Below are 18,094 nucleotides of genomic sequence, written 5' to 3'. Positions count from 1 at the left end.
CGGGTCTCGGCAGAGGGCGTATCGGATCAGAAGGCGTACCGGATCAGAAGGCATACCGGACGCGCAGCCACGGTGCGTGCGTCGCCAGCAGCTCACGGAGACGCGTCAGGGAACGCTGCTTGACGTCCAGGGCGTAGCGCACGTTCAGAGCGCCGTTCTCCGAACGCTTGGTCTCCTGGATGTCCGGCTGCCACAGCACCTCCTCGGCGCGGGGGTGCCACCCCAGGTTGACGTCGTGGAGCGCCTGGTTGTGCGTCAGCATGATGACTTCGGCCGCCGCCTGCTCCTTCACGCGGGCGGGCAGTACGTCGTCGAGGTGGATGAGCAGATCGGCCCAGTCCCGCTCCCACCCCGGCCGCAGGACGACGGGCGACAGGTTGAAGTGGATCTCGTAACCGGCGTCGAGGAAGTCGGCGGCCGCGGCGATCCGCTCGGCCACCGGGCTGGTGCGGATGTCCAGCAGCCGGGCGTCCTCGGGCGGCATGAGCGAGAAGCGCACCCGGGTCCGCCCCTGAGGGTCGAGCGCGAGCAGGTCGGGGTTGACGAACTTGGTCGCGAACGAGGCCTTCGCCGTCGGCATGCCCCGGAACGCCGCGATGAGGTCGGCGGTGTTGTCGCAGACCAGGGCGTCGACGGAACAGTCACCGTTCTCGCCGATGTCGTAGACCCACGCCTGCGGGTCGCACTGGTTGGGCGTCGTCTTGGGCCCCTGGGCCCGTACGTGGCGCCGGACGTGCGCCACGATCGCCTCGATGTTGGTGAAGAGGGTGATGGGGTTGGCGTAACCCTTGCGGCGGGGGACGTAGCAGTAGGCGCAGGCCATCGCGCAGCCGTTGGAGGGCCCCGGTGCGATCCAGTCGGCCGATCTGCCGTTGGGGCGGGTCACGAGCTGACGCTTGACCCCGAGGACGAGCGTCTCGGTCTTGACGCGGACCCAGCGGGCGACGTTGCCGTCGTTCCCGTGCAGGGAGGGGATGCGCCAGTGGCTGTCGACCTCGGTCACCCGCACCCCCGGCAGCCGGGCCATGATCTGCCGGCCGCGCGGCGAGTCGAGGGCTGCCGGCTCCGCGTAGACCTCGCGCACATCGAGCAGCCGGCGCGCCTCCGGGCTGTCCCGGAACGTCCCGTGCGCCGGCTGGGCCGGAGGTTCGTCCGGCCAGCCGAACAGCGCCGGCTGCTCGGGCTCTCCCGAGGCGGGTCCTGACACCGGCTGCTCCATGGGGCTTCCTCTCCGCGCGCAGGCGCCGCACGGCCGATCGGTGTGCGCGAAGCCGGCCGGAGTGCACGGGGCCGGCCGGTGTTCGCAGGGTCGGCCGGTGTTTGAAGGGGCCGTCGGTGTTCGCAGGGGCTGACCCACAGATCAAAGCGCACGCCGACGCGGCCGTGCCGCCCACACGCCGGACGCCCTAGCGGCGGGGCTGTGCACCACCCGGCGGCGCGCCGCCCTCCACCGTCGGCAGGTAGCGCGGCGCCCGCCAGGCGTTCAGCCGGTGCTCCACCGCGGCACCCAGTGCCAGCAGCTTGGTGTCCTGGCGGTCGCCTGCCATCAGGAGCACGCCCACCGGCAGCTCGCCGACGGAGCCCGCGGGTACCGAGAGGGACGGGTATCCGGCGACGGCCGCGGGGGTGGAGGACGGGATGACGTCGTTGTCGCCGCGTGCGCAGTCGGTCGTCCAGGCGGGCGGGTTCGTGGGGGCGGCGATGGCGTCCAGACGGTGGCCGGCCATGGTCTCGTCGAGGGAACGCCGGGAGAGGTCCTTCAACTCGGCCCGCATCGCCCGGTACCCGGGGTCGGTGGTGGGCGGCGCGGCGAGGGCCTGCTCGAACAGTTCCTGGCCGGCGAAGCAGGTCTGCTCCGCGGGGTGGGAACGGTTGAACTCGATCAGCTCGGCGAGGTTCCCGGGGCCTTCGCGCGTGCCGAGGTAGGCGTCGATGTCCCGGTGGAACTCGCTGAGCAGGGCCGGGAACTCGAGTTCGGCGAGCCGCGCCTGGTAGGGAGGTGTCACCTCGACGACCACGGCGCCGGCGTCGCGCAGCTTCTTAGCCGTACGGGTCATCACCGCGTCCACGTCGGGGCCGAGCGACGGCAGACGCCACAGACCGATGCGCTTGCCGCGCAGGCCGATGCGCTTCTCGTCCGGTCCCATCCGCTTGCCGTGCGGACCGGCCGCGCGGTCGCCCCCGCCACGCGGGCCCTCGCCGCCGCTCAGTACCGAGAACGTGAGCGCGGTGTCGATCACGTTGCGCGCCATCGGCCCGGCCGTGTCCTGCTCGGCGGAGATCGGCACCACGCCCGACTGGCTGACCAGGCCGAGGCTGGGCTTGTGGCCGACGACGCCGTTCATCCCTGCCGGGCACACGATGGAGCCGTCCGTCTCGGTGCCGATCGCCACCTGGGACAACGACGCGGCGAGTGCGGCGGCGGAACCGGATGAGGAACCGCACGGGTTCCGGTCGAGGACGTACGGATTGTTGGTCTGCCCGCCCACCGCCGACCACCCCGACGTCGGCTTCGCCGCACGGAAGTTGGCCCACTCCGACAGGTTGGTCTTGCCGAGGATCACCGCCCCCGCCTCGCGCAACCGGGTCACCAGCACCGCGTCCGTCTTCGGCGGGCTTCCGGCGAGGGCGAGCGACCCGGCCGTCGTCGGCATGTCACGGGTGTTCACGTTGTCCTTGAGCAGGACGGGTATGCCGTCCAGCGGCCCGAGGGTCTCGCCCCGCCGGTGCCTGGCATCGCTGGCGGCCGCCTGGCGCAGGGCCGTCGGGCTGGTGCGCAGCACCGAGTGGATCTTCGGGTCGACCTTCTCGATCCGCCGCAGATAGGCCCGGGTCAGCGCCGACGAGGTCAGCGAGCCGCGCGCCATGCGCGTCTGTAACTCCGGGATGGTCACGGTGTCGAGGTCGAATCCGAGCGCGGAAGGCGACCCGGGTGACGGTGCCGAACCGTCGGTGCCGGACTCGGCTGCTTGCGCGCCCGCATGCGGTACGCCGGTCAGAAGGGACCCCGCGACGAGGGCGGCGGTCATTGCGGCAACACTTCTCTTCCCCATGCGGCCCAGCCGACTACACGGGCAGCATCCGGCGCAAGGGTGCGGGGTCCGGCGACGGGGCCCCGCCCGGGGCAGGCGACCCGGGTCGTCGTTTGCCATGCCGAGTAGCATGGCAAACGCCGGGATTCCGGGCATATGCACCGGTTCTGCGGCTCGGCACGACAAGCCTCCCCACCTGGACGTTGAGTGCGATGACCCACCACAGATCAGCCACCCCCGCCGCACACGCGACGACGAGCCGAGAGGTCGTCGGAGCGCCCTGCTGGGCGACCCTGCTGACGCACGACCTGGCCGCCGCCGAGTCCTTCTACGGCGCGGTCTTCGGCTGGACGTTCCGTCCCGCACCGCTCGGCGAGGACTTCCGCGTCGCCGTGCACGAGGGCAAACCCGTCGCGGGCATCGGCTCTCTCGCCTCCGCGCTGCGGGTTCCTGTCGCGTGGACGCCCTACTTCGCGGTCGAGGACGCCGATGAGACGGCCGCGCGCATCCGTGAGCGCTGTGCCACCGTCGCCGTGGGACCGCTCCGCTTCCCTGTGGGCCGCGGGGCACTCGCGGCGGACCGCGACGGGGCCGTCTTCGGCATCTGGGAGGGTCGGCTCGTCTCCGACTGGCACTCCTGGCGCGCGCAGGCGCCCGTCTGGCTGCGGCTGCGCTCACCGGACGCCTTCGAGGCGGCCATCTTCTACGGCCAGGTCCTCGACTGGGCCTGCGGGCGGCCCGGTTGCTGCGACGTCGACTATGAGAACGACGAAGTCGTCCTGAGCCAGGAGGGCACGGTGCTCGCCCGGCTCCGCTCCGGCGCCGTCGAGGCGGCCCGCAACCCGGTCGACCTGCCCCGCTGGGAAGTCCACTTCACGGTCGCCGATCCCGAGGCCACGGTGCGTACGGCGCTCCGCCACGGCGGGTCCGTGGTGCGCCGCGACGACGGCGGGGAGAGCCCGGCCATCACCCTCTGCGATCCCGAGGGCGGCATCTTCACCGTGACGGCACGCGTGGCACCTCGGCAGGGCTGAGTCCGGTTCCGGGGCTCCGCGGTCACACCGTTCCGGGGCTCCGCGGCACACACCGGAGTCACGGGTGGTTGGGGCGCTCCTCGGGCGGGGTCCCGCCACCGCGGCCGCCGCCCTTGCCGCCCTTGTCCGTTCCGTGGGCGTGCGCACCGGCCCCGCGGGAGGTGCCCGGCTGTCGTGCTTTGAGTTCGGCGCTGTCCTGGGGGGTCGCCCCGCCCTTGTCGCTACGCCGTTGTTCGGGCTGCTGCGGGTTCGACATCGCTTTCGCTCCCTCGCCTCACGTGGTGCGGCTGCGGCGGCCGGTGCCGCCGGTGCGGCCTGGTGCGGTTCGTCCGCTCGCACGGCCGGTTGTTCCATGCTGCCACGGCACTGCGCTCCGGTCCCATCGAGCAGTCGCGTGGCCCGTCCGGCCCCGTGGCACAAGGGAAATGAGTCCTGAAGCGGCGCACGGGTTCGACGCGTATTCTGGTGGGCAAGAACGCACGGTTCCGCCGCCGACCGCGGCGACAAGCCCCACCTTGCGGCCCGTCTCTCTTCCCAGGGCCCGTCTCTCTTCCGAGAGCCACCACCACGCCTGCCCCCCATACGCATTCGGACTCCGAGCTCCGACTTCGTAGCAAGAGGGAAGTTTGCTCCCTTTTGCGCCAGGGGACCCGCAGAGCCGAGAGGTGATCGCCATGCCTGAACCCCACAGCAGGAAATACGACATCCGGCGTGCGCGAAGCTCGGAAAACGAGCCCACCGACTGAACCGACGAACCCGAACGTGGGCCGCACGGAAACACGGCCCACAAGGAGCGAGTCACCATGCGTCTTTCTTTTCTGCAACCACTTCTTGACCGGCCGGGCCCCTGGGCCACGGTGTACTTCGACCCCGGTCAGGCGGACGAGTCGGGCGCCAAGCGCCGTGAACTGTCCGTACGGGAGGTGTGCAGGACCCTGGCACAGGAGGGCGCGGACGAGGCCACCGTCGCGGCGGTCCGCGACAACCTGACCGCGCTCTCACCCGCCGAGGACCCGGCGGGACGCGTCGTCTTCGCCACCGGCGGCGAGGTCGTGCTCAGCCACCGGCTGTCCCGGCGCCCCCAGGGCGAGTTCGCCTGCTGGGCCCCGCTGCCGCGGCTCACGCCCCTGCTGGAGCTGTGCGGCCAGGACCCGGTGAGCCTCGTCGCCTACATCGACCGCACCGGCGCCGACTTCGAACTGCGGGCCGCGGCAGGACCGCAGGACTCCGGGCACGTGGAGGGCGAGCAGTGGCCGGTGCACCGCACCGCCACATCCGACTGGTCCGAGCGGCACTTCCAGCTCAAGGTGGAGAACACCTGGGAGCGCAACGCCGCGGAGATCGCGGAGGCGCTGGCCGAGGCCTACGAGGAGTCCGGCGCCGACCTCGTGGTGCTGGTCGGCGACCCCCGTGAGCGGCCGGCCGTGCGCGACAAGCTGCCGGAGGCCCTGCGCGCCGTGACGGTCGAGACGGAGCACGGTGGCCGCGCCGCCGGTTCCGGCTCCGCGGCGCTGGAAGAGGCCATCGGGAACGCCTGCCAGGAGCATCTGCACCGGCGCGTCGACGACGCGCTCGACCGCTTCCGGGCGGGCCGCGTCGGCACCGACCGGCCCACCGACGCCGTGGAGGGCGTGCCCGCCGTGGTGGACGCCGCGCGCGAGCACCGCATCGGCACTCTCCTGGTCCGGCCGGACGGCCCCGACCTGCACCGCGAGATGTGGGCCGGCGCCGAACCCGGCCAGGTGGCGGTGCGGCGTACGGACGCCGAGGCCCTCGGCGACGGCGCCCCCGTCCCCGTACGCGCCGACGACGCGCTGCTGCGTTCGGCGGCGGCCACGTCCGCCGACGTCCTGATCATCCCGTTCGAGGAGGTGAGCGACGACATCCCGGCAGGAGGACTCGGCGCCCTGCTGCGCTGGACGTACGAACCGAGTGCGATCTGACAGCCGAGTCCGCCCGCGTGCCCCCGGCACACGTGGCCCCATCGGTACACGCGGCCCCGTCCGCACCAAGAACACCTAGTTGGAGGTGGACGCAGTGACAACGTCCCCCAGGTCCCCGTCCGGAATGCCGTCCGGAGCCCCGTCTTCGATGTCCGGAGCCCACGCCCCGATGTCCGGGGCGCCGTCCTCCATGGACACGCACCCCGACATCGTCGACATGCGCGCCCGCCACGAGAGTGCCGAGCGCGCGGCAAGCACACCCAAGGTGCAGGCCATCGACGCGCTGGCCTTCCTCACCGGTCTCTACCTGGCCGCCTCTCCCTGGATCGCGGGCTTCAACCAGTTCACGCGGCTGTCGATCGTCAACCTGATCGTCGGCATCGCGTACGCGCTCCTGATGAGCGGCGGCTTCGGCCGGGCCTACGAGCGCACCCACGGCATGGCGTGGGCCGCGTGCGCGCTGGGCGTCTGGACGATCGTCGCGCCGTGGGTCATCGCGGGTGACGCCACCACCACGAGGACCGTGGTGAGCAACGTCATCACCGGTGCCGTGGCCGCCCTCCTCGCCCTGGCCGCCAGCGCGGCCGCCCGGGCGGGAGAGAAGTCCGAGGCGTCGCACGGAAGGAACAGCGGGAAAGGCAGGAGGGGCATGAGCCGCGCCGGTCACGACTGACCGGCCGACCGTGACCGGCCGGTCAGTCCTCCACCGCCGACCGGTCGCCCCCTCCACGACCGCGCCCCGTGGCACACCCGCCGCGGGGCGCGGTCGTGCCGGTTCAGCCGTCGACCCCGTTCGTACGCCGCAGCGGCCCCCAGCCGCCCGCCTCGCGGGCCACCTTCTCGCGGGCCGCGTCGATCATCTTCGTGTCGATCCAGGCCATCGGCTCGACCTCGTCGACCAGTGGCTCGTTGTCGGGGCCGCGGGCGGCCTCGTGCCCGAGCAGCACCCAGGGGCGGACCCCCGGGCCCTTGTCGCGCGGCAGATGCGAGTAGTCGTGCAGCCGCCGGGCCACCCACAGCTCGACGGGACGGTCCTCCCACCACGGCTCGACGCCGAGCGGGTTGGCCGACAGGCCCGGCATGCGGACGCCCGTCAGGTCGTCCCTGCTCATCACCCTGCCGAGGTCCTTGGCGGGGCCGCGGGACCAGCGCACGTACAGACCGTCGTGGCGTTCCACGAGACGGGCCAGCTCCTGCAGCGTGTGCAGGACCGGCAGGTCGTCGTCCGAACCGCTCATGCGTGTGGTCACTCTCCTTGTCGCCGCTGTTTTCCTTGTCGGGCGTTCCGCCTGCGCGCCCATCTCACGTCAGCAGCCGCAGTACCGCCTCCTCGATGGCCCCTTGCGTCGCCGGACGGCCGAACGTGGCGCCGTCGCCGAGGCGGTCCAGGGCGTCGGCGATCGTGCGGCCCTCCTCGAAGAGCTCGATGACGCGCGGGTTGATGTACGAGGCACGGCAGACGGCAGGGGTGTTGCCGAGGTATTCGCTGACCTCGCGGACCGCCCGCGTGACGGCGCGCTTGCGTGCCGTCCGGGACTCGTCGGCGACCTGCACCGACACCGCGAGGGCGACCGCCGCGAGGACGGTGGCGTGCCAGACGCGGAAGTCCTTCGCGGTGATGTCGGTACCCGCGCGGTCCCGCAGGTAGTCGTTGAGTTCGGCGGCGTGCAGCTCGTGCCAGGTTCCGCCCTGCCGGTAGGCGAACAGCCGCGGGTCCGCCGTGTCGCGGCGCAGCAGGGCGCGCAGGACCTTGCAGGCGGGCGGGTCGACGAGCGCGCGCGTCTGCGTCTTGGAGTACTTCGCCGGATACGTGACGCAGACCTCGCCGCTCCGGCAGGACACGTGCTCCTTGAGCAGGGTCGTGAGGCCGTAGGTGCCGTTGTCCCGCCGGTAGGACTCGTTGCCGATGCGGAAGAAGCCGAGGTCGAGGAGGCGGGCGGCGCAGGCGAGGACCCGTTCACGGCTGAGGCCGCGGCCCGCCAGGTCCTCGGCCACGTGCGCGCGGACGTCGGGGAGGGCGGCGGCGACCTCCAGGACGTGTTCGTGCTTCGCCGCCTCCTGCCGCTCACGGAACCGCGGGTGGTACAGGTACTGGCGCCGGCCCGCGGCGTCGGTGCCCACGGCCTGGAGATGTCCGTTGGGCCACGGGCAGATCCAGACGTCCCGCCAGGCCGGCGGGATGACGAGCCGCCGCAGGCGCTCCTTCTCCGCGGGGTCGGTGACGGGGCGGCCCGAGGCATCCGTATAGCGGAATCCGCGTCCCGAACGGACGCGGGTGATCCCGGGTCCGTCGATGTGGCTCGTTCTCAGTCGCCGCTTCTCACCCATGTCCCAGGAGTGCCCCCAAAGCGTGGCGGCAGACTTCGGAGCAGCCCGTTCGGCGGAGCGTGCCGCGGGCACGCCGGGCCGCCACGGGCGACGATCGGGGAGCGGGACGCCAGGAGTGACGAGGGGGACGACTGGGAACCCGAAGCGGGCACGACACGATCAGGCACGAGGCTGTCCCGGCGGGCCGGGACACCGGAACGGACGGCTATGAGCAGCGGTTTCATCGGGCCCGAGGGATTCGGGCAGGACCCCTTCGGGGAGCTCTTCGCGCGGTTCCTCGGCAGCGGGCGACGGCAGATCGACATCGGCAGGCTGATGAGCGGTCCCGCACGGGAGCTGGTGGCCGCGGCGGCCGCGTACGCGGCGGAGCACGGCAAGAGCAACCTCGACACGGAGCATCTGCTGCGGGCGGCGCTGACCATCGAGCCGACCCGCGGTCTTGTCGCGCGTTCCGGGGCCGATCCCGAGCAGATCGCCGAGGAGATCGACCGGCACTCCGCGGAGACCGAAGGCGCCGTTCCCACCCAGGCGGTGGCGCTCACCCCGGCCGTGAAGCGGGCGCTGCTCGACGCGCACGAGGTGGCCCGGGCGGTCGGCGCCGGGTACATCGGGCCCGAGCACATCGTCATGGCGCTGGCCGCCAACCCGGACTCGGCGGCGGGCCACATCCTCAACGCGGCGCGCTTCGACCCCGGTCCTGCCCCGCAGCCGCCGCAGGGCCGGCCGGGCCCGGCCGAGCAGCGGCAGAGCGGTGGCGGTGCCACGGCCACGCCCACGCTGGACCGGTTCGGCCGGGATCTGACCGCGCGGGCCGCGGAGGGCGGCGTGGACCCGGTCATCGGCCGTGAGGAGGAGATCGAGCAGACCATCGAGGTGCTCTCCCGGCGCGGCAAGAACAACCCGGTGCTCATCGGTGACGCGGGCGTCGGCAAGACCGCCGTCGTGGAGGGCCTGGCCCAGCGGATCGCCGACGGTGACGTGCCGGACACCCTCGCGGAGCGGCGCGTCATCGCGCTGGACCTGTCGGGAGTGGTGGCGGGCACCCGGTACCGCGGTGACTTCGAGGAGCGGCTGAACGGCATCATCGAGGAGGTCCGCGCCCACTCGGACGAGCTGATCGTCTTCATCGACGAGCTGCACACCGTGGTCGGGGCCGGCGGCGGCGGTTCCGAGGGCGGGTCGATGGACGCGGGCAACATGCTCAAGCCCGCCCTTGCCCGGGGCGAACTGCACGTCATCGGGGCGACCACCCTGGAGGAGTACCGGCGGTACATCGAGAAGGACGCGGCGCTCGCCCGCCGCTTCCAGCCGATCCTGGTGGCGGAGCCGACGGCCGCGGACGCGGTGGAGATCCTGCGCGGCCTGCGCGACCGGTACGAGGCGCACCATCAGGTGCGCTACTCCGACGAGGCGCTGCTCGCCGCCGTGGAGCTGTCCGACCGCTATCTGACCGAGCGTTTCCTGCCGGACAAGGCGATCGACCTGATGGACCAGGCCGGGGCCCGGGTGCGGCTGCGGGCCAGCACGAAGGGCACGGACGTGCGGGCGCTGGAACGCGAGGCGGAGCAGCTGGCCCGGGACAAGGACCAGGCGGTGGCGGCGGAGCAGTACGAGCGGGCCACCGAGCTGCGGGACCGCATCAACGACCTGGTCAGGAAGATCGGGGCGGGCCGGGACCGCGAGCCGGGTGACGGGCAGATCGTCGAGGTGACCTCCGAGGACATCGCCGAGGTGGTCTCCCGGCAGACGGGCATTCCGGTCAGCACCCTCACGCAGGAGGAGCGGGACCGGCTGCTCGGCCTGGAGGAGCACCTGCACGAGCGGGTCGTCGGGCAGGAGGAGGCGGTCAGCGCCGTGGCGGAGGCGGTCCTGCGCTCACGCTCCGGTCTGGCGAGCCCCGACCGGCCCATCGGAAGCTTCCTCTTCCTCGGCCCCACGGGCGTCGGCAAGACGGAGCTGGCGCGGGCCCTGGCCGAGGCGCTGTTCGGCAGTGAGGAGCGGATGGTCCGCCTCGACATGAGCGAGTTCCAGGAGCGGCACACCGTCAGCAGGCTCGTCGGAGCGCCGCCCGGCTATGTGGGCCATGAGGAGGCGGGACAGCTCACCGAGGCCGTACGCCGTCACCCGTACTCGCTGCTGCTGCTCGACGAGGTGGAGAAGGCCCACCCCGACGTCTTCAACACCCTGCTCCAGGTCCTCGACGACGGGCGGCTGACCGACGCTCAGGGCCGGACGGTGAACTTCACCAACACCGTCATCGTGATGACGAGCAACCTCGGCTCCGAGGCGCTCACGGGGCGCGGCGCGACCCTCGGGTTCCGGGCCGACGGGTCGGAGGCCGACGAGGAGGGGCGGCGCGAGCAGGTGCTGCGGCCGTTGCGCGAGCACTTCAGGCCCGAGTTCCTCAACCGCGTCGACGAGATCGTCATCTTCCGGCGGCTGACGGGCGAGCAGCTGCGGCAGGTCACGGATCTGCTGCTTGAGGAGACCCGGCGCAGGCTGCACGCGCAGGACGTCGCCATCGAGTTCACCACGGAGGCGGTGGACTGGCTCGCGCGGCGGGGTCACCAGCCGGAGTACGGTGCGCGTCCGCTGCGCCGCACGATCCAGCGCGAGGTGGACAACCGGCTCTCCAGGCTGCTCCTGGACGGCAGGCTCACCGCGGGCAGCCGGGTCCTGGTGGAGGTCGCGGACGACGCGCTGAACATGCGGGTCACGGCGGGTGCGGGGGTGGGGTGACGGCGGGTGGGGTGACGGCCCTGCCGCCGCCCCTGTCACCCTTGCTGCCCGCCCTCGACCGCGCCCGCGTCACAGCAGCAGCACGATCGCGTAGACGAGGAAGAACGCGGCGATCAGCAACCCCAGGCCGATGATCAGGGCCAGCGGCCCCTTCCCCCAGCCCTTGGGAGGGTTGTACGTCTCCTCGGGCCCCGCCCCCGACATGCTGCTCTCGGCGGGCGGGGTCTCCCCCGGCGGCACGCTTCCGCCGGGTTCCAGTCCTGTGGCGTTCCGCGGGTCAGGGTCCGGATCCGGGTCTCGGGGGTCGGGGCCCGGGTCCGGTTTCTGGGAAGGACTCATGTGATCCAAGTTCCCACGACTTCCCGGGGCGCACCTCTCAGCCGACGTAGCGGCGGGCCGTGGAGTGCCGGCGCGCCTTCTCCAGGGCGACGAGGCGGTCCTCGATCGGCGCGGGCACGGGGGCCCGCTGCCGCAGGACCCAGGGCAGCCCGGCCAAAGCTCGGGCGACGGCGCGCAGGGACGGCCGGTCGCGCGGCACGGTGCACAGCAGCCGGCCGGTGCGGCGCAGCGCCGAGGGCCAGGGGCGGCGCAGCCAGGTGAACCACAGGGTGTTGCGCAGCCCGAGGACGCGCCGGTCGGTGCTGTCCCGGACCGTCGACGCCGCGTGATGGATGGTCAGTTCCGGCACGTAGCTCAGCCAGTGCCCTTGTGTCAGGAGGTCGGTGGCGAGGAGTTCCTCCTCCCCGCCGAGCCACAGCCCGGGGTGGAAGCCGCCCGCGTCCCGGAAGGCGTCGGCCCTGATGACCGTCGCGGCGGCCAGGAACGAGCCGAGGGCGGGTCCCGGCAGCCAGTCGGGCCCCGAGAGCGGGGAGTCGCGCAACTCGGCGACGACGGGGTCCTCCTCCCCCGACGGTTCGACCACGATGCGGGCCGTCACGGCGGCGAGCGCCGGGTGCGCGTCGAGGTGGTCCGCGGCGCACCGCAGCGAGCCCGGGTCCCACCAGGTGTCGTCGTCGCAGAACGCCACGTACGGCGTGCGGACGTGGCGGACCGCGAGGTTGCGCCCGACGGCCCCCAGATTCCGTCCGGGCCGCAGCAGTTGGACCTCGGGGAAGTACCGGGCGACCGCCTCCGCCGTGCCGTCGCTCGACGCGTTGTCGGTGACGATCACGTGGGGCCGTTCGGGGAGGTCCCGCAGGGTGCGCAGGGTCCGCAGGAGCTCGCGGCGGCGGTCCTTGGTGATCACGACGACGGTCGTACGGGGGTCGGGCCCTGCGTCCCGCCCGTCCTGTGTGGGCGTGCCGGGTATGAGGGCGGTCTCGTGCGTCATCTGCGCTGATCCTCTTGGCGAAAGGTGGTGGTCATGAAGGGACGCGTGAAGGGATGAGGGATTCACGTACGGGTCTATGAAGGGACCCGGTCCAGCAGGCGGGCCGCTGACTCGATGCGGGCGGGCAGCGGTTCCCGGGCGCTGAGGGCGGCGGGGAGGCGGACGAGGACGCCTTTGAGGGCGCTCGCGGCGTCCCGTTCCCCGCGGGCGGCCGCCGCGGCGAGGTGCGCCGTGCCACGCAGGGCGACGTGGACCGGCCGCCGGAGCCAGGCGGTGAGGAGGGCGTTGCGCCGCTGCACCGCGGAGCGGCCCGGCCGGGTGGCGGGGTCGGGGTGGTGGTGGGCCGTCACGGAGGGCGCGTAGGTGACGCCCCAGCCGCGAGCCGCCAGGTCGTAGGCGAGCAGGGTCTCCTCGCCGCCGAAGAACAGCACCCGGTGGTAGCCGCCCGCCTCCAGGAAGGCCGCGCGCCGGGCCACCGCCGCGCAGGCGAGGAAGCCGAGGACGGGGCGGCCGGGGAGGTCGTGGACGGGCGGCAGCGGCGAGTCGGCGAGCACGCGGTTGAGCGGGTCCTCGTGGGTCTCGGGGCCGACGAGCGTGCGGGCGGCCAGGAGGCCGAGGCGTGGATGCGCGTCGAGGAGGTCGGCGGCCGTGTCGAGGGCGCCCGGGGCCCACCAGGAGTCGTCGTCGCTGAAGGCCACGTACGGCGTGGTGGCGTGCCGCACCGCGAGGTTGCGGCCGAGGGCTCCGGTGTTGCGCCCGGCCTCCACGACGTGGGCGCCGACGGCGTGGGCGCGCACCGCGTCGGCCGTCGCGTCGGTGGAGCCGTTGTCCACGACGACGACGGGCGGCCGCTCCGGCAGCGCGGCGAGCCGGTCGAGGGTGCGCAGCACGCTCTCGCGGCGGTTGCGGGTGATCACGGCGACGGTGGTGCGCGGGGGACCTGCGCTCACGTGCTCTCCTTCGGAAGTTTCCGGACCGCGCGCACCACGTCGTCCGGCGGTGCCGCCGTCGTGCCCGGGCGGCCGGTGTCCGCGCCCGGGTCGTCCTGGTCCCCCAGGAGCACGGCGGGCACGCCGTAGGGGCTCCGCCGTTCCGCGGGCACGTCCTGGGGGCCGACGGAGACGACCGGGGTGCCGGTCGCGGCGGCGAGGTGGGCCGGCCCGGTGTCGCCCGCGACCACGACGTCGGCCGCGCGCAGGACGCCGGCCAGGGTCCGCAGGTCCGTGCGGCCGCCGAGGTCGACGGCCGTGTCGCCGCTGACCCGGCGGGTCAGGGCGGTCTCCTCGGGGCCGCCGGTGACGACGACGCGGTGGCCCGCGTCGGCGAGCAGGGCGACCGTCTCGGCCGCGCGTCCGGCGTCCCAGGCGCGGGCGGGTGCCGCGGTGCCCGGGTGCAGCACGACGTACGGGCCGTTGCCGGTGAGGCCCGTCGTGTCGGGGGCCGGGAGGACGCGGAGCCGGCCGTCGTCGCCGGTCCGGGGTGAGAAGCCGAGGGCCGCGGCCGTGTCGAGCGCCGCTTCGGCGTCGTGCCGGCCGGGCAGCCGCCGATGGTGCACGTCGATGAGGCTGCCCGCGTGGTCGGCGCTGTCGGCCCCGATGCGGGGGACCTGCGCCATGCGCAGCAGCAGCGCGATGGGCAGCGGGCTCTGTTCGAAGGAGGTGACGACGAGGGCGACGTCGTACGCCGCGTCCCTCATGCGCGCCAGCAGGCCCTCGACGTCCGCCTCGTCCACCGACGGCGGCCGGTCGCCCTCCCAGGGCGCCTCCCAGACGAGGATGTCGTCGACATGGGGCAGCAGTCCGGCGGCGGGCGCGCCGCGCGGCCCGCACAGCATCGCCACGTGGTCGGCCCTGGTCGCGACGGCGCGGACGGCGGGTCCTGCCAGGAGGACACCGCTCATGCCGTCCAGGCAGACGACGAGCGCCTTCGCCACGTTCCCCCGCAGGTCGTCACCAGGAGCACGCATGGCGTGCGCCTCCCTCGGCGCTCGGCGCGCCCTGTCCGCCGTTCTGGAAGTGGGCGATGGTGCGCTTGAGCCCGTCGTCCAGGGAGACCTTGGGCGTCCAGCCGAAGAGTTCGCGGGCGAAGCCGGTGGCGGGTGCGGGGGGCTCGGGGGCGTCGGCGCGCGGCCCGGTGAACTCCAGGCGCGCGTCGGAGCCGGTCAGGTCCAGCACCCGGCGGGCGATCTCCGCGAGGGTCGGCCCGGGGTCGCCGCCGATGTCGACGGGCCGCACGGAGCGGCTCGCGGCGACCAGGAGCACTCCGTCGACCGTGTCGTCGACGCAGCACAGCGAGGGCGTACCGCTGCCGTCTCCGGGCACGGTCACCGGTCCCCCGTTCAGCGCCTGCCGGATCAGGGTGGGAATCGGCCGGCCGTCATCGGCGTCCATGCGCGGCCCGTACGCGGGGAAGACGCGCACGATGCCCGCGTCCGCCTCCTTGGCGCTGACGTACGCGGTGGTCAGCGCCTCCGAGAAGCGCTGGGTCTCGTCGGCGGTCCCGGACGGGTCGCCGTGGACCGGGCAGGTGGACGCCAGGAGGAACCGGGCCCCGTCGCGCTCGGCGACGGCCAGGGCGTTGCGGGCGCCGAGGCTGCCGGCGTCCAGCGTCTCCAGGGGGCGTGCGGCGGCCGCCGAGGCGGGACACGCGAAGTGCACGACCAGGTCGTAGGGGCCGGGGAGGGCGTCGGCGCAGCCCGGCCGCGCGAGGTCCAGCCGGACGGTCCGGAACCCGGGCCGGCCCGCGAGGTGCTCCACGTTCCCGGACGAGCCGCTCGGCATGTCGTCCACGCAGTCGACCGCCACGCCCGCGTCGAGCAGCCGTTCGCACACGTGCGAGCCGAGGAAGCCGGCTCCCGCGGTGACCATGGCCCTCTCCCACGGAGGCGGTGGCTGCGGCGCCATGGAGAACATCGTCGGCGTCATGGGCTGAACCTTCCTTCCGCTTCCGGGTGGGCAGCGCCTCGGGTGGGCAGCGCCTCAGGTGCCCACCCGGGCGGCTTTCAGACACGGACGTCCGGCACTCCCCCGCGGCCGCGAGCGGGCCCCTCAGGGCCAGGAGGGCTCCCTGCGCGGTACGACGACCAGTTCGCCCACCACGCTGCCTGCCGGGACCGACAGGGCGTACAGGACCGTGTCGGCGACGATGTCCGGGCTTTGCAGCATGGTCACGTCGGCGTCCGGGAAGCGCTCCATGATGAACGGCGTCTCCATGCCGCCCGCGATGATCCCGGTGACGCCGATCCCCACGCAGTCGCGCTGGGCCTCCTTGAACAGCGTGTGGGTGAACGCGCGCAGCCCCGACTTGCCCGCCGCGTAGGGCCCCGCCTCGGTCCAGGTGCGGTTCGCGGCGGTGGACAGGATGTTCACGATGTGGCCGCCGCCGCGGGCGATCATGCGCCGGTACGTCTCCAGGCACAGGTACATCGGCCCGAGCAGGTTGGTCTCGACGACGCGCGTCACCTCGTCGGCCGTCAGGTGCTCGATCGGCTTGGACACGTCCACGGCGGCGTTGTTCACCAGGATGTCGAGGGGCCGGCCCGCCTCGTCGAGGTCGCGGAAGGCCGCGGCGACTCCCGGGGCGTCCCGCACGTCCATCTCCAGGAACCGGGCGTCGAGGCCCTCGGCGGTGAGCTCGTCGCACAGCTCCACGGCCATCTCCTTGCGGACGTCGGCGACCAGGACCGTCGCGCCCGCCGCCGCCAGTCTCCTGGCGATCGAGGCGCCGAGGCCCCTGGCCGAACCGGTCACGAGAGCCTGCTTGCCGTGCAGGTCGACCTGCGGTGCGCCGCCCATGCGTGTGCCTTCCGTCGTTCCGGTTGACGGCGGTGCGCTCCGCGACCGCCCCGCTTCCCACTGTGACGGCCGGAGGGGAGTCCGGCACCTCGGGCCGGGCACCGGGCCGACTGCGTGCGGCTGTGTCGCCCGTCACGCGCGAAGGGCCCGGAGGCGGGGTCACGGGGGCGCCGGAAGACCGTGTGAGCAAGCACACCAGAAGCGCCAAATCCCTTGCGAGGGAGCGGGGTTGGTGCCGCCCGGCGTCACGTACGACAGAGCCGTCCCGGAGCGCGGCGAACCGGTCTGCCACCATGGTCATCGCCGTACTTCCGGAGCGTCCACGCGCCACTTCGCGCACCCCGCCGACGCACCTCCCGCAGCGCGGCGCCCCCAGACAGATCCGGTGGAGTGACCGCGCAGTGCTGCCGGTGTTCCGAGCTCCCGCCGAGACCTCCGCCTGAGTCCGTCCCGCCGGACCCACCCCGAGTCTTCGAGTGCCCCTGTGTCTTCCTCCCCTTCCTCTCCTGCCCCGTCGGTGTCCGCTCATGCCTCCGCGTCCGTCTCCCGGTCGCCGTGGCGGTCCCTGCGGTACCGGAGCATGCGCTGGTGGTCCGTCGCCAACTTCGTGTCGAACGCCGGCACCTGGATGCAGCTCACCGTGCAGAACCTGCTGGTCCTGCAGATCACCGGCTCCGCCGCCGCCACCGGTCTCTCCATGTCCGTGCAGGCCGCGCCCGCGCTGCTGATGAGCCTGGTCGGCGGTGCCGCCGTCGACCGCTGGCCGCGCAAGCTCACCGCCTCCGTCAGCCAGGCCCTGCTCGGCGCCGTCGCCTTCACGACGGCCGTCCTCGTGGCGACCGGCGGGCTCGATCTCACGATCCTCATGGTGCTCGCGGCCGTCACCGGCATCATCGCCACGGTCGACGGGCCCGCGTGTGCCCTGCTGGGCAACGACCTCGTGCCGCCGGAGGACGTGCCCTCCGCCATCGGCGTGGGCTCGCTGGTCCACAGCTCGGGCCGGCTCGCCGGTGCCGCGCTCGGCGGTGTCACGGTCGGCTTCCTCGGTACGGCCGCCGCGTACGCCGCCAACGGAGTGTCGTTCCTCTTCGTCGCCTCCGTCATCCCCTTCCTCCGTCCCGCCTACGGGGCGGTGCGCCAGGCCGGGGCCGACCGGGCCGTCGCTCCGGTGCCGACAGGACCGGCGCCGACCGGGCCCGCCCCGGTGGGCGAGCACATGACCGTCCGGCAGGGCCTCGCGTACTTCATGCGGCGGCCCCGGCTCGTGGCCCTGGCGGGTGTGACCGGCGTCAGCGCGGTCTTCGGCCGCAACTACAACCTCACGCTGGCCGTGCTCGTCACCGGGCCGCTGGCCGGCGGCGCCGGGTCGTTCGGCACGGTCTCCACCGTCCTCGCCGTCGGCGGCATCATCGGCGCGGTCCTCGGCGCCCGGCTGCGGAAGCCGTCCGTGCGGCTCGTGGGCACGCTGGCCGCCGCGGGCGCGCTGCTCCAGGTCGTGGCGGGCTTCTCCCCGTCCTTCGCCGTTCTGCTGATCCTCGTCCTGCCGATGGCCGTCGTCGAGACCGTCTCCGACACCGCGGGGACGACGGTCCTCCAGACCGATCCGCCCGCCCATCTGCGGGGCCGCGTGCTCGGCGTGTGGGGCAGCATCAGCACCGCCTGGGGCCTCGGCGGGCCGCCCGCGCTCGGCCTCCTCATGGAACTGGCCGGCGCCCGCGGTGCCCTGGTCTCCGGCGGCCTGATCATCGCCGGTTCCATCGGAGCGGGTTTCCTGCTGCGCAGGCGCGGGACCGCCGAGCCGGTACTCCTGCGCAAGAGCACGCGCGACATCACGGCCAGGCCCGCCCTGGAAACGGCGGCCTGACCCGCCCGGCCGAGTGCGGCGGCTCTGTGG

16 protein-coding genes are annotated in these 18,094 nt (G+C 73.4%); 5 read left to right on the top strand and 11 right to left on the bottom strand.

The window, feature by feature from the left end; all coding sequences use genetic code 11:
* Positions 1–43 precede the first annotated feature (43 nt).
* Together ACZ7LU_RS06765 and ACZ7LU_RS06760 are read right to left on the bottom strand one after the other, a co-directional pair.
* Positions 44–1,219 carry a spore photoproduct lyase family protein gene (locus ACZ7LU_RS06765; protein WP_471915915.1) on the bottom strand — a complete coding sequence of 392 codons (1,176 nt, stop codon included), beginning with the start codon at positions 1,217–1,219 and terminating at the stop codon, positions 44–46.
* 187 nt (positions 1,220–1,406) lie between these two features.
* Positions 1,407–3,053, bottom strand: a complete 1,647-nt coding sequence (locus ACZ7LU_RS06760) for an amidase (RefSeq protein ID WP_471915914.1) — start codon at positions 3,051–3,053, stop codon at positions 1,407–1,409.
* A 191-nt stretch (positions 3,054–3,244) separates the two neighbouring features.
* Here ACZ7LU_RS06760 and ACZ7LU_RS06755 point away from each other — a divergent pair, with 191 nt between their 5' ends.
* Entirely contained in the window at positions 3,245–4,066 is an 822-nt protein-coding gene (locus tag ACZ7LU_RS06755; protein ID WP_468310790.1) for a VOC family protein, read from the top strand.
* Between the two features lie 58 nt (positions 4,067–4,124).
* Here ACZ7LU_RS06755 and ACZ7LU_RS06750 read toward each other — a convergent pair whose 3' ends face one another.
* Entirely contained in the window at positions 4,125–4,322 is a 198-nt protein-coding gene (locus ACZ7LU_RS06750; protein ID WP_398298858.1) for a hypothetical protein, read from the bottom strand.
* Between the two features lie 547 nt (positions 4,323–4,869).
* Between ACZ7LU_RS06750 and ACZ7LU_RS06745 the strand changes: the two genes are divergently transcribed.
* Together ACZ7LU_RS06745 and ACZ7LU_RS06740 are read left to right on the top strand one after the other, a co-directional pair.
* Complete coding sequence (locus ACZ7LU_RS06745; RefSeq protein WP_471915913.1) at positions 4,870–6,009, top strand: baeRF2 domain-containing protein; 1,140 nt, start codon at positions 4,870–4,872, stop codon at positions 6,007–6,009.
* 190 nt (positions 6,010–6,199) lie between these two features.
* Positions 6,200–6,682 carry an SPW repeat protein gene (locus ACZ7LU_RS06740; protein ID WP_398299959.1) on the top strand — a complete coding sequence of 161 codons (483 nt, stop codon included), beginning with the start codon at positions 6,200–6,202 and terminating at the stop codon, positions 6,680–6,682.
* A gap of 103 nt (positions 6,683–6,785) precedes the next feature.
* Here ACZ7LU_RS06740 and ACZ7LU_RS06735 read toward each other — a convergent pair whose 3' ends face one another.
* Both ACZ7LU_RS06735 and ACZ7LU_RS06730 read right to left on the bottom strand, forming a co-directional pair.
* Positions 6,786–7,247 (bottom strand): DUF6098 family protein, encoded by a 462-nt coding sequence (locus ACZ7LU_RS06735; RefSeq protein ID WP_398298862.1) that lies wholly within the window; start codon positions 7,245–7,247, stop codon positions 6,786–6,788.
* Positions 7,248–7,311: 64 nt separating this feature from the next.
* Positions 7,312–8,337 carry a DNA topoisomerase IB gene (locus ACZ7LU_RS06730; RefSeq protein WP_468310799.1) on the bottom strand — a complete coding sequence of 342 codons (1,026 nt, stop codon included), beginning with the start codon at positions 8,335–8,337 and terminating at the stop codon, positions 7,312–7,314.
* A gap of 207 nt (positions 8,338–8,544) precedes the next feature.
* Between ACZ7LU_RS06730 and ACZ7LU_RS06725 the strand changes: the two genes are divergently transcribed.
* Entirely contained in the window at positions 8,545–11,076 is a 2,532-nt protein-coding gene (locus ACZ7LU_RS06725) for an ATP-dependent Clp protease ATP-binding subunit (RefSeq protein ID WP_471915912.1), read from the top strand.
* 69 nt (positions 11,077–11,145) lie between these two features.
* On the opposite strand, the gene ACZ7LU_RS06720 is transcribed toward ACZ7LU_RS06725, so the two are convergent.
* The 6 genes from ACZ7LU_RS06720 to ACZ7LU_RS06695 form a co-directional block, all read right to left on the bottom strand.
* Positions 11,146–11,415: a DUF6480 family protein gene (locus ACZ7LU_RS06720; RefSeq protein ID WP_468559023.1), complete on the bottom strand. Its 270-nt coding sequence runs from the start codon at positions 11,413–11,415 to the stop codon at positions 11,146–11,148.
* Positions 11,416–11,452: 37 nt separating this feature from the next.
* Positions 11,453–12,406, bottom strand: coding sequence for a glycosyltransferase family 2 protein (locus ACZ7LU_RS06715; RefSeq protein ID WP_471915911.1), 954 nt, complete (start codon positions 12,404–12,406; stop codon positions 11,453–11,455).
* Positions 12,407–12,480: 74 nt separating this feature from the next.
* On the bottom strand, positions 12,481–13,356 hold the full coding sequence (locus ACZ7LU_RS06710; protein WP_398298872.1) for a glycosyltransferase family 2 protein: 876 nt from the start codon (positions 13,354–13,356) through the stop codon (positions 12,481–12,483).
* Positions 13,353–14,372 carry a glycosyltransferase family 9 protein gene (locus ACZ7LU_RS06705; protein WP_471915910.1) on the bottom strand — a complete coding sequence of 340 codons (1,020 nt, stop codon included), beginning with the start codon at positions 14,370–14,372 and terminating at the stop codon, positions 13,353–13,355. The genes ACZ7LU_RS06710 and ACZ7LU_RS06705 overlap by 4 nt, the downstream gene beginning before the upstream one ends.
* Complete coding sequence (locus ACZ7LU_RS06700) at positions 14,356–15,330, bottom strand: NAD-dependent epimerase/dehydratase family protein (RefSeq protein ID WP_471915909.1); 975 nt, start codon at positions 15,328–15,330, stop codon at positions 14,356–14,358. Before ACZ7LU_RS06700 ends, ACZ7LU_RS06705 begins: the two co-directional genes overlap by 17 nt.
* Positions 15,331–15,453: 123 nt before the next feature.
* Complete coding sequence (locus tag ACZ7LU_RS06695) at positions 15,454–16,200, bottom strand: SDR family oxidoreductase (protein ID WP_398298878.1); 747 nt, start codon at positions 16,198–16,200, stop codon at positions 15,454–15,456.
* Positions 16,201–16,780: 580 nt separating this feature from the next.
* Between ACZ7LU_RS06695 and ACZ7LU_RS06690 the strand changes: the two genes are divergently transcribed.
* Complete coding sequence (locus tag ACZ7LU_RS06690) at positions 16,781–18,064, top strand: MFS transporter (RefSeq protein ID WP_471915908.1); 1,284 nt, start codon at positions 16,781–16,783, stop codon at positions 18,062–18,064.
* Positions 18,065–18,094: the final 30 nt, after the last annotated feature.

The sequence above is a fragment of the Streptomyces sp. NPDC039462 genome (genome assembly GCF_055639375.1).
Note: the sequence above shows the minus strand (reverse complement) of the source record. Positions and strands in the feature narration are given on the sequence as shown.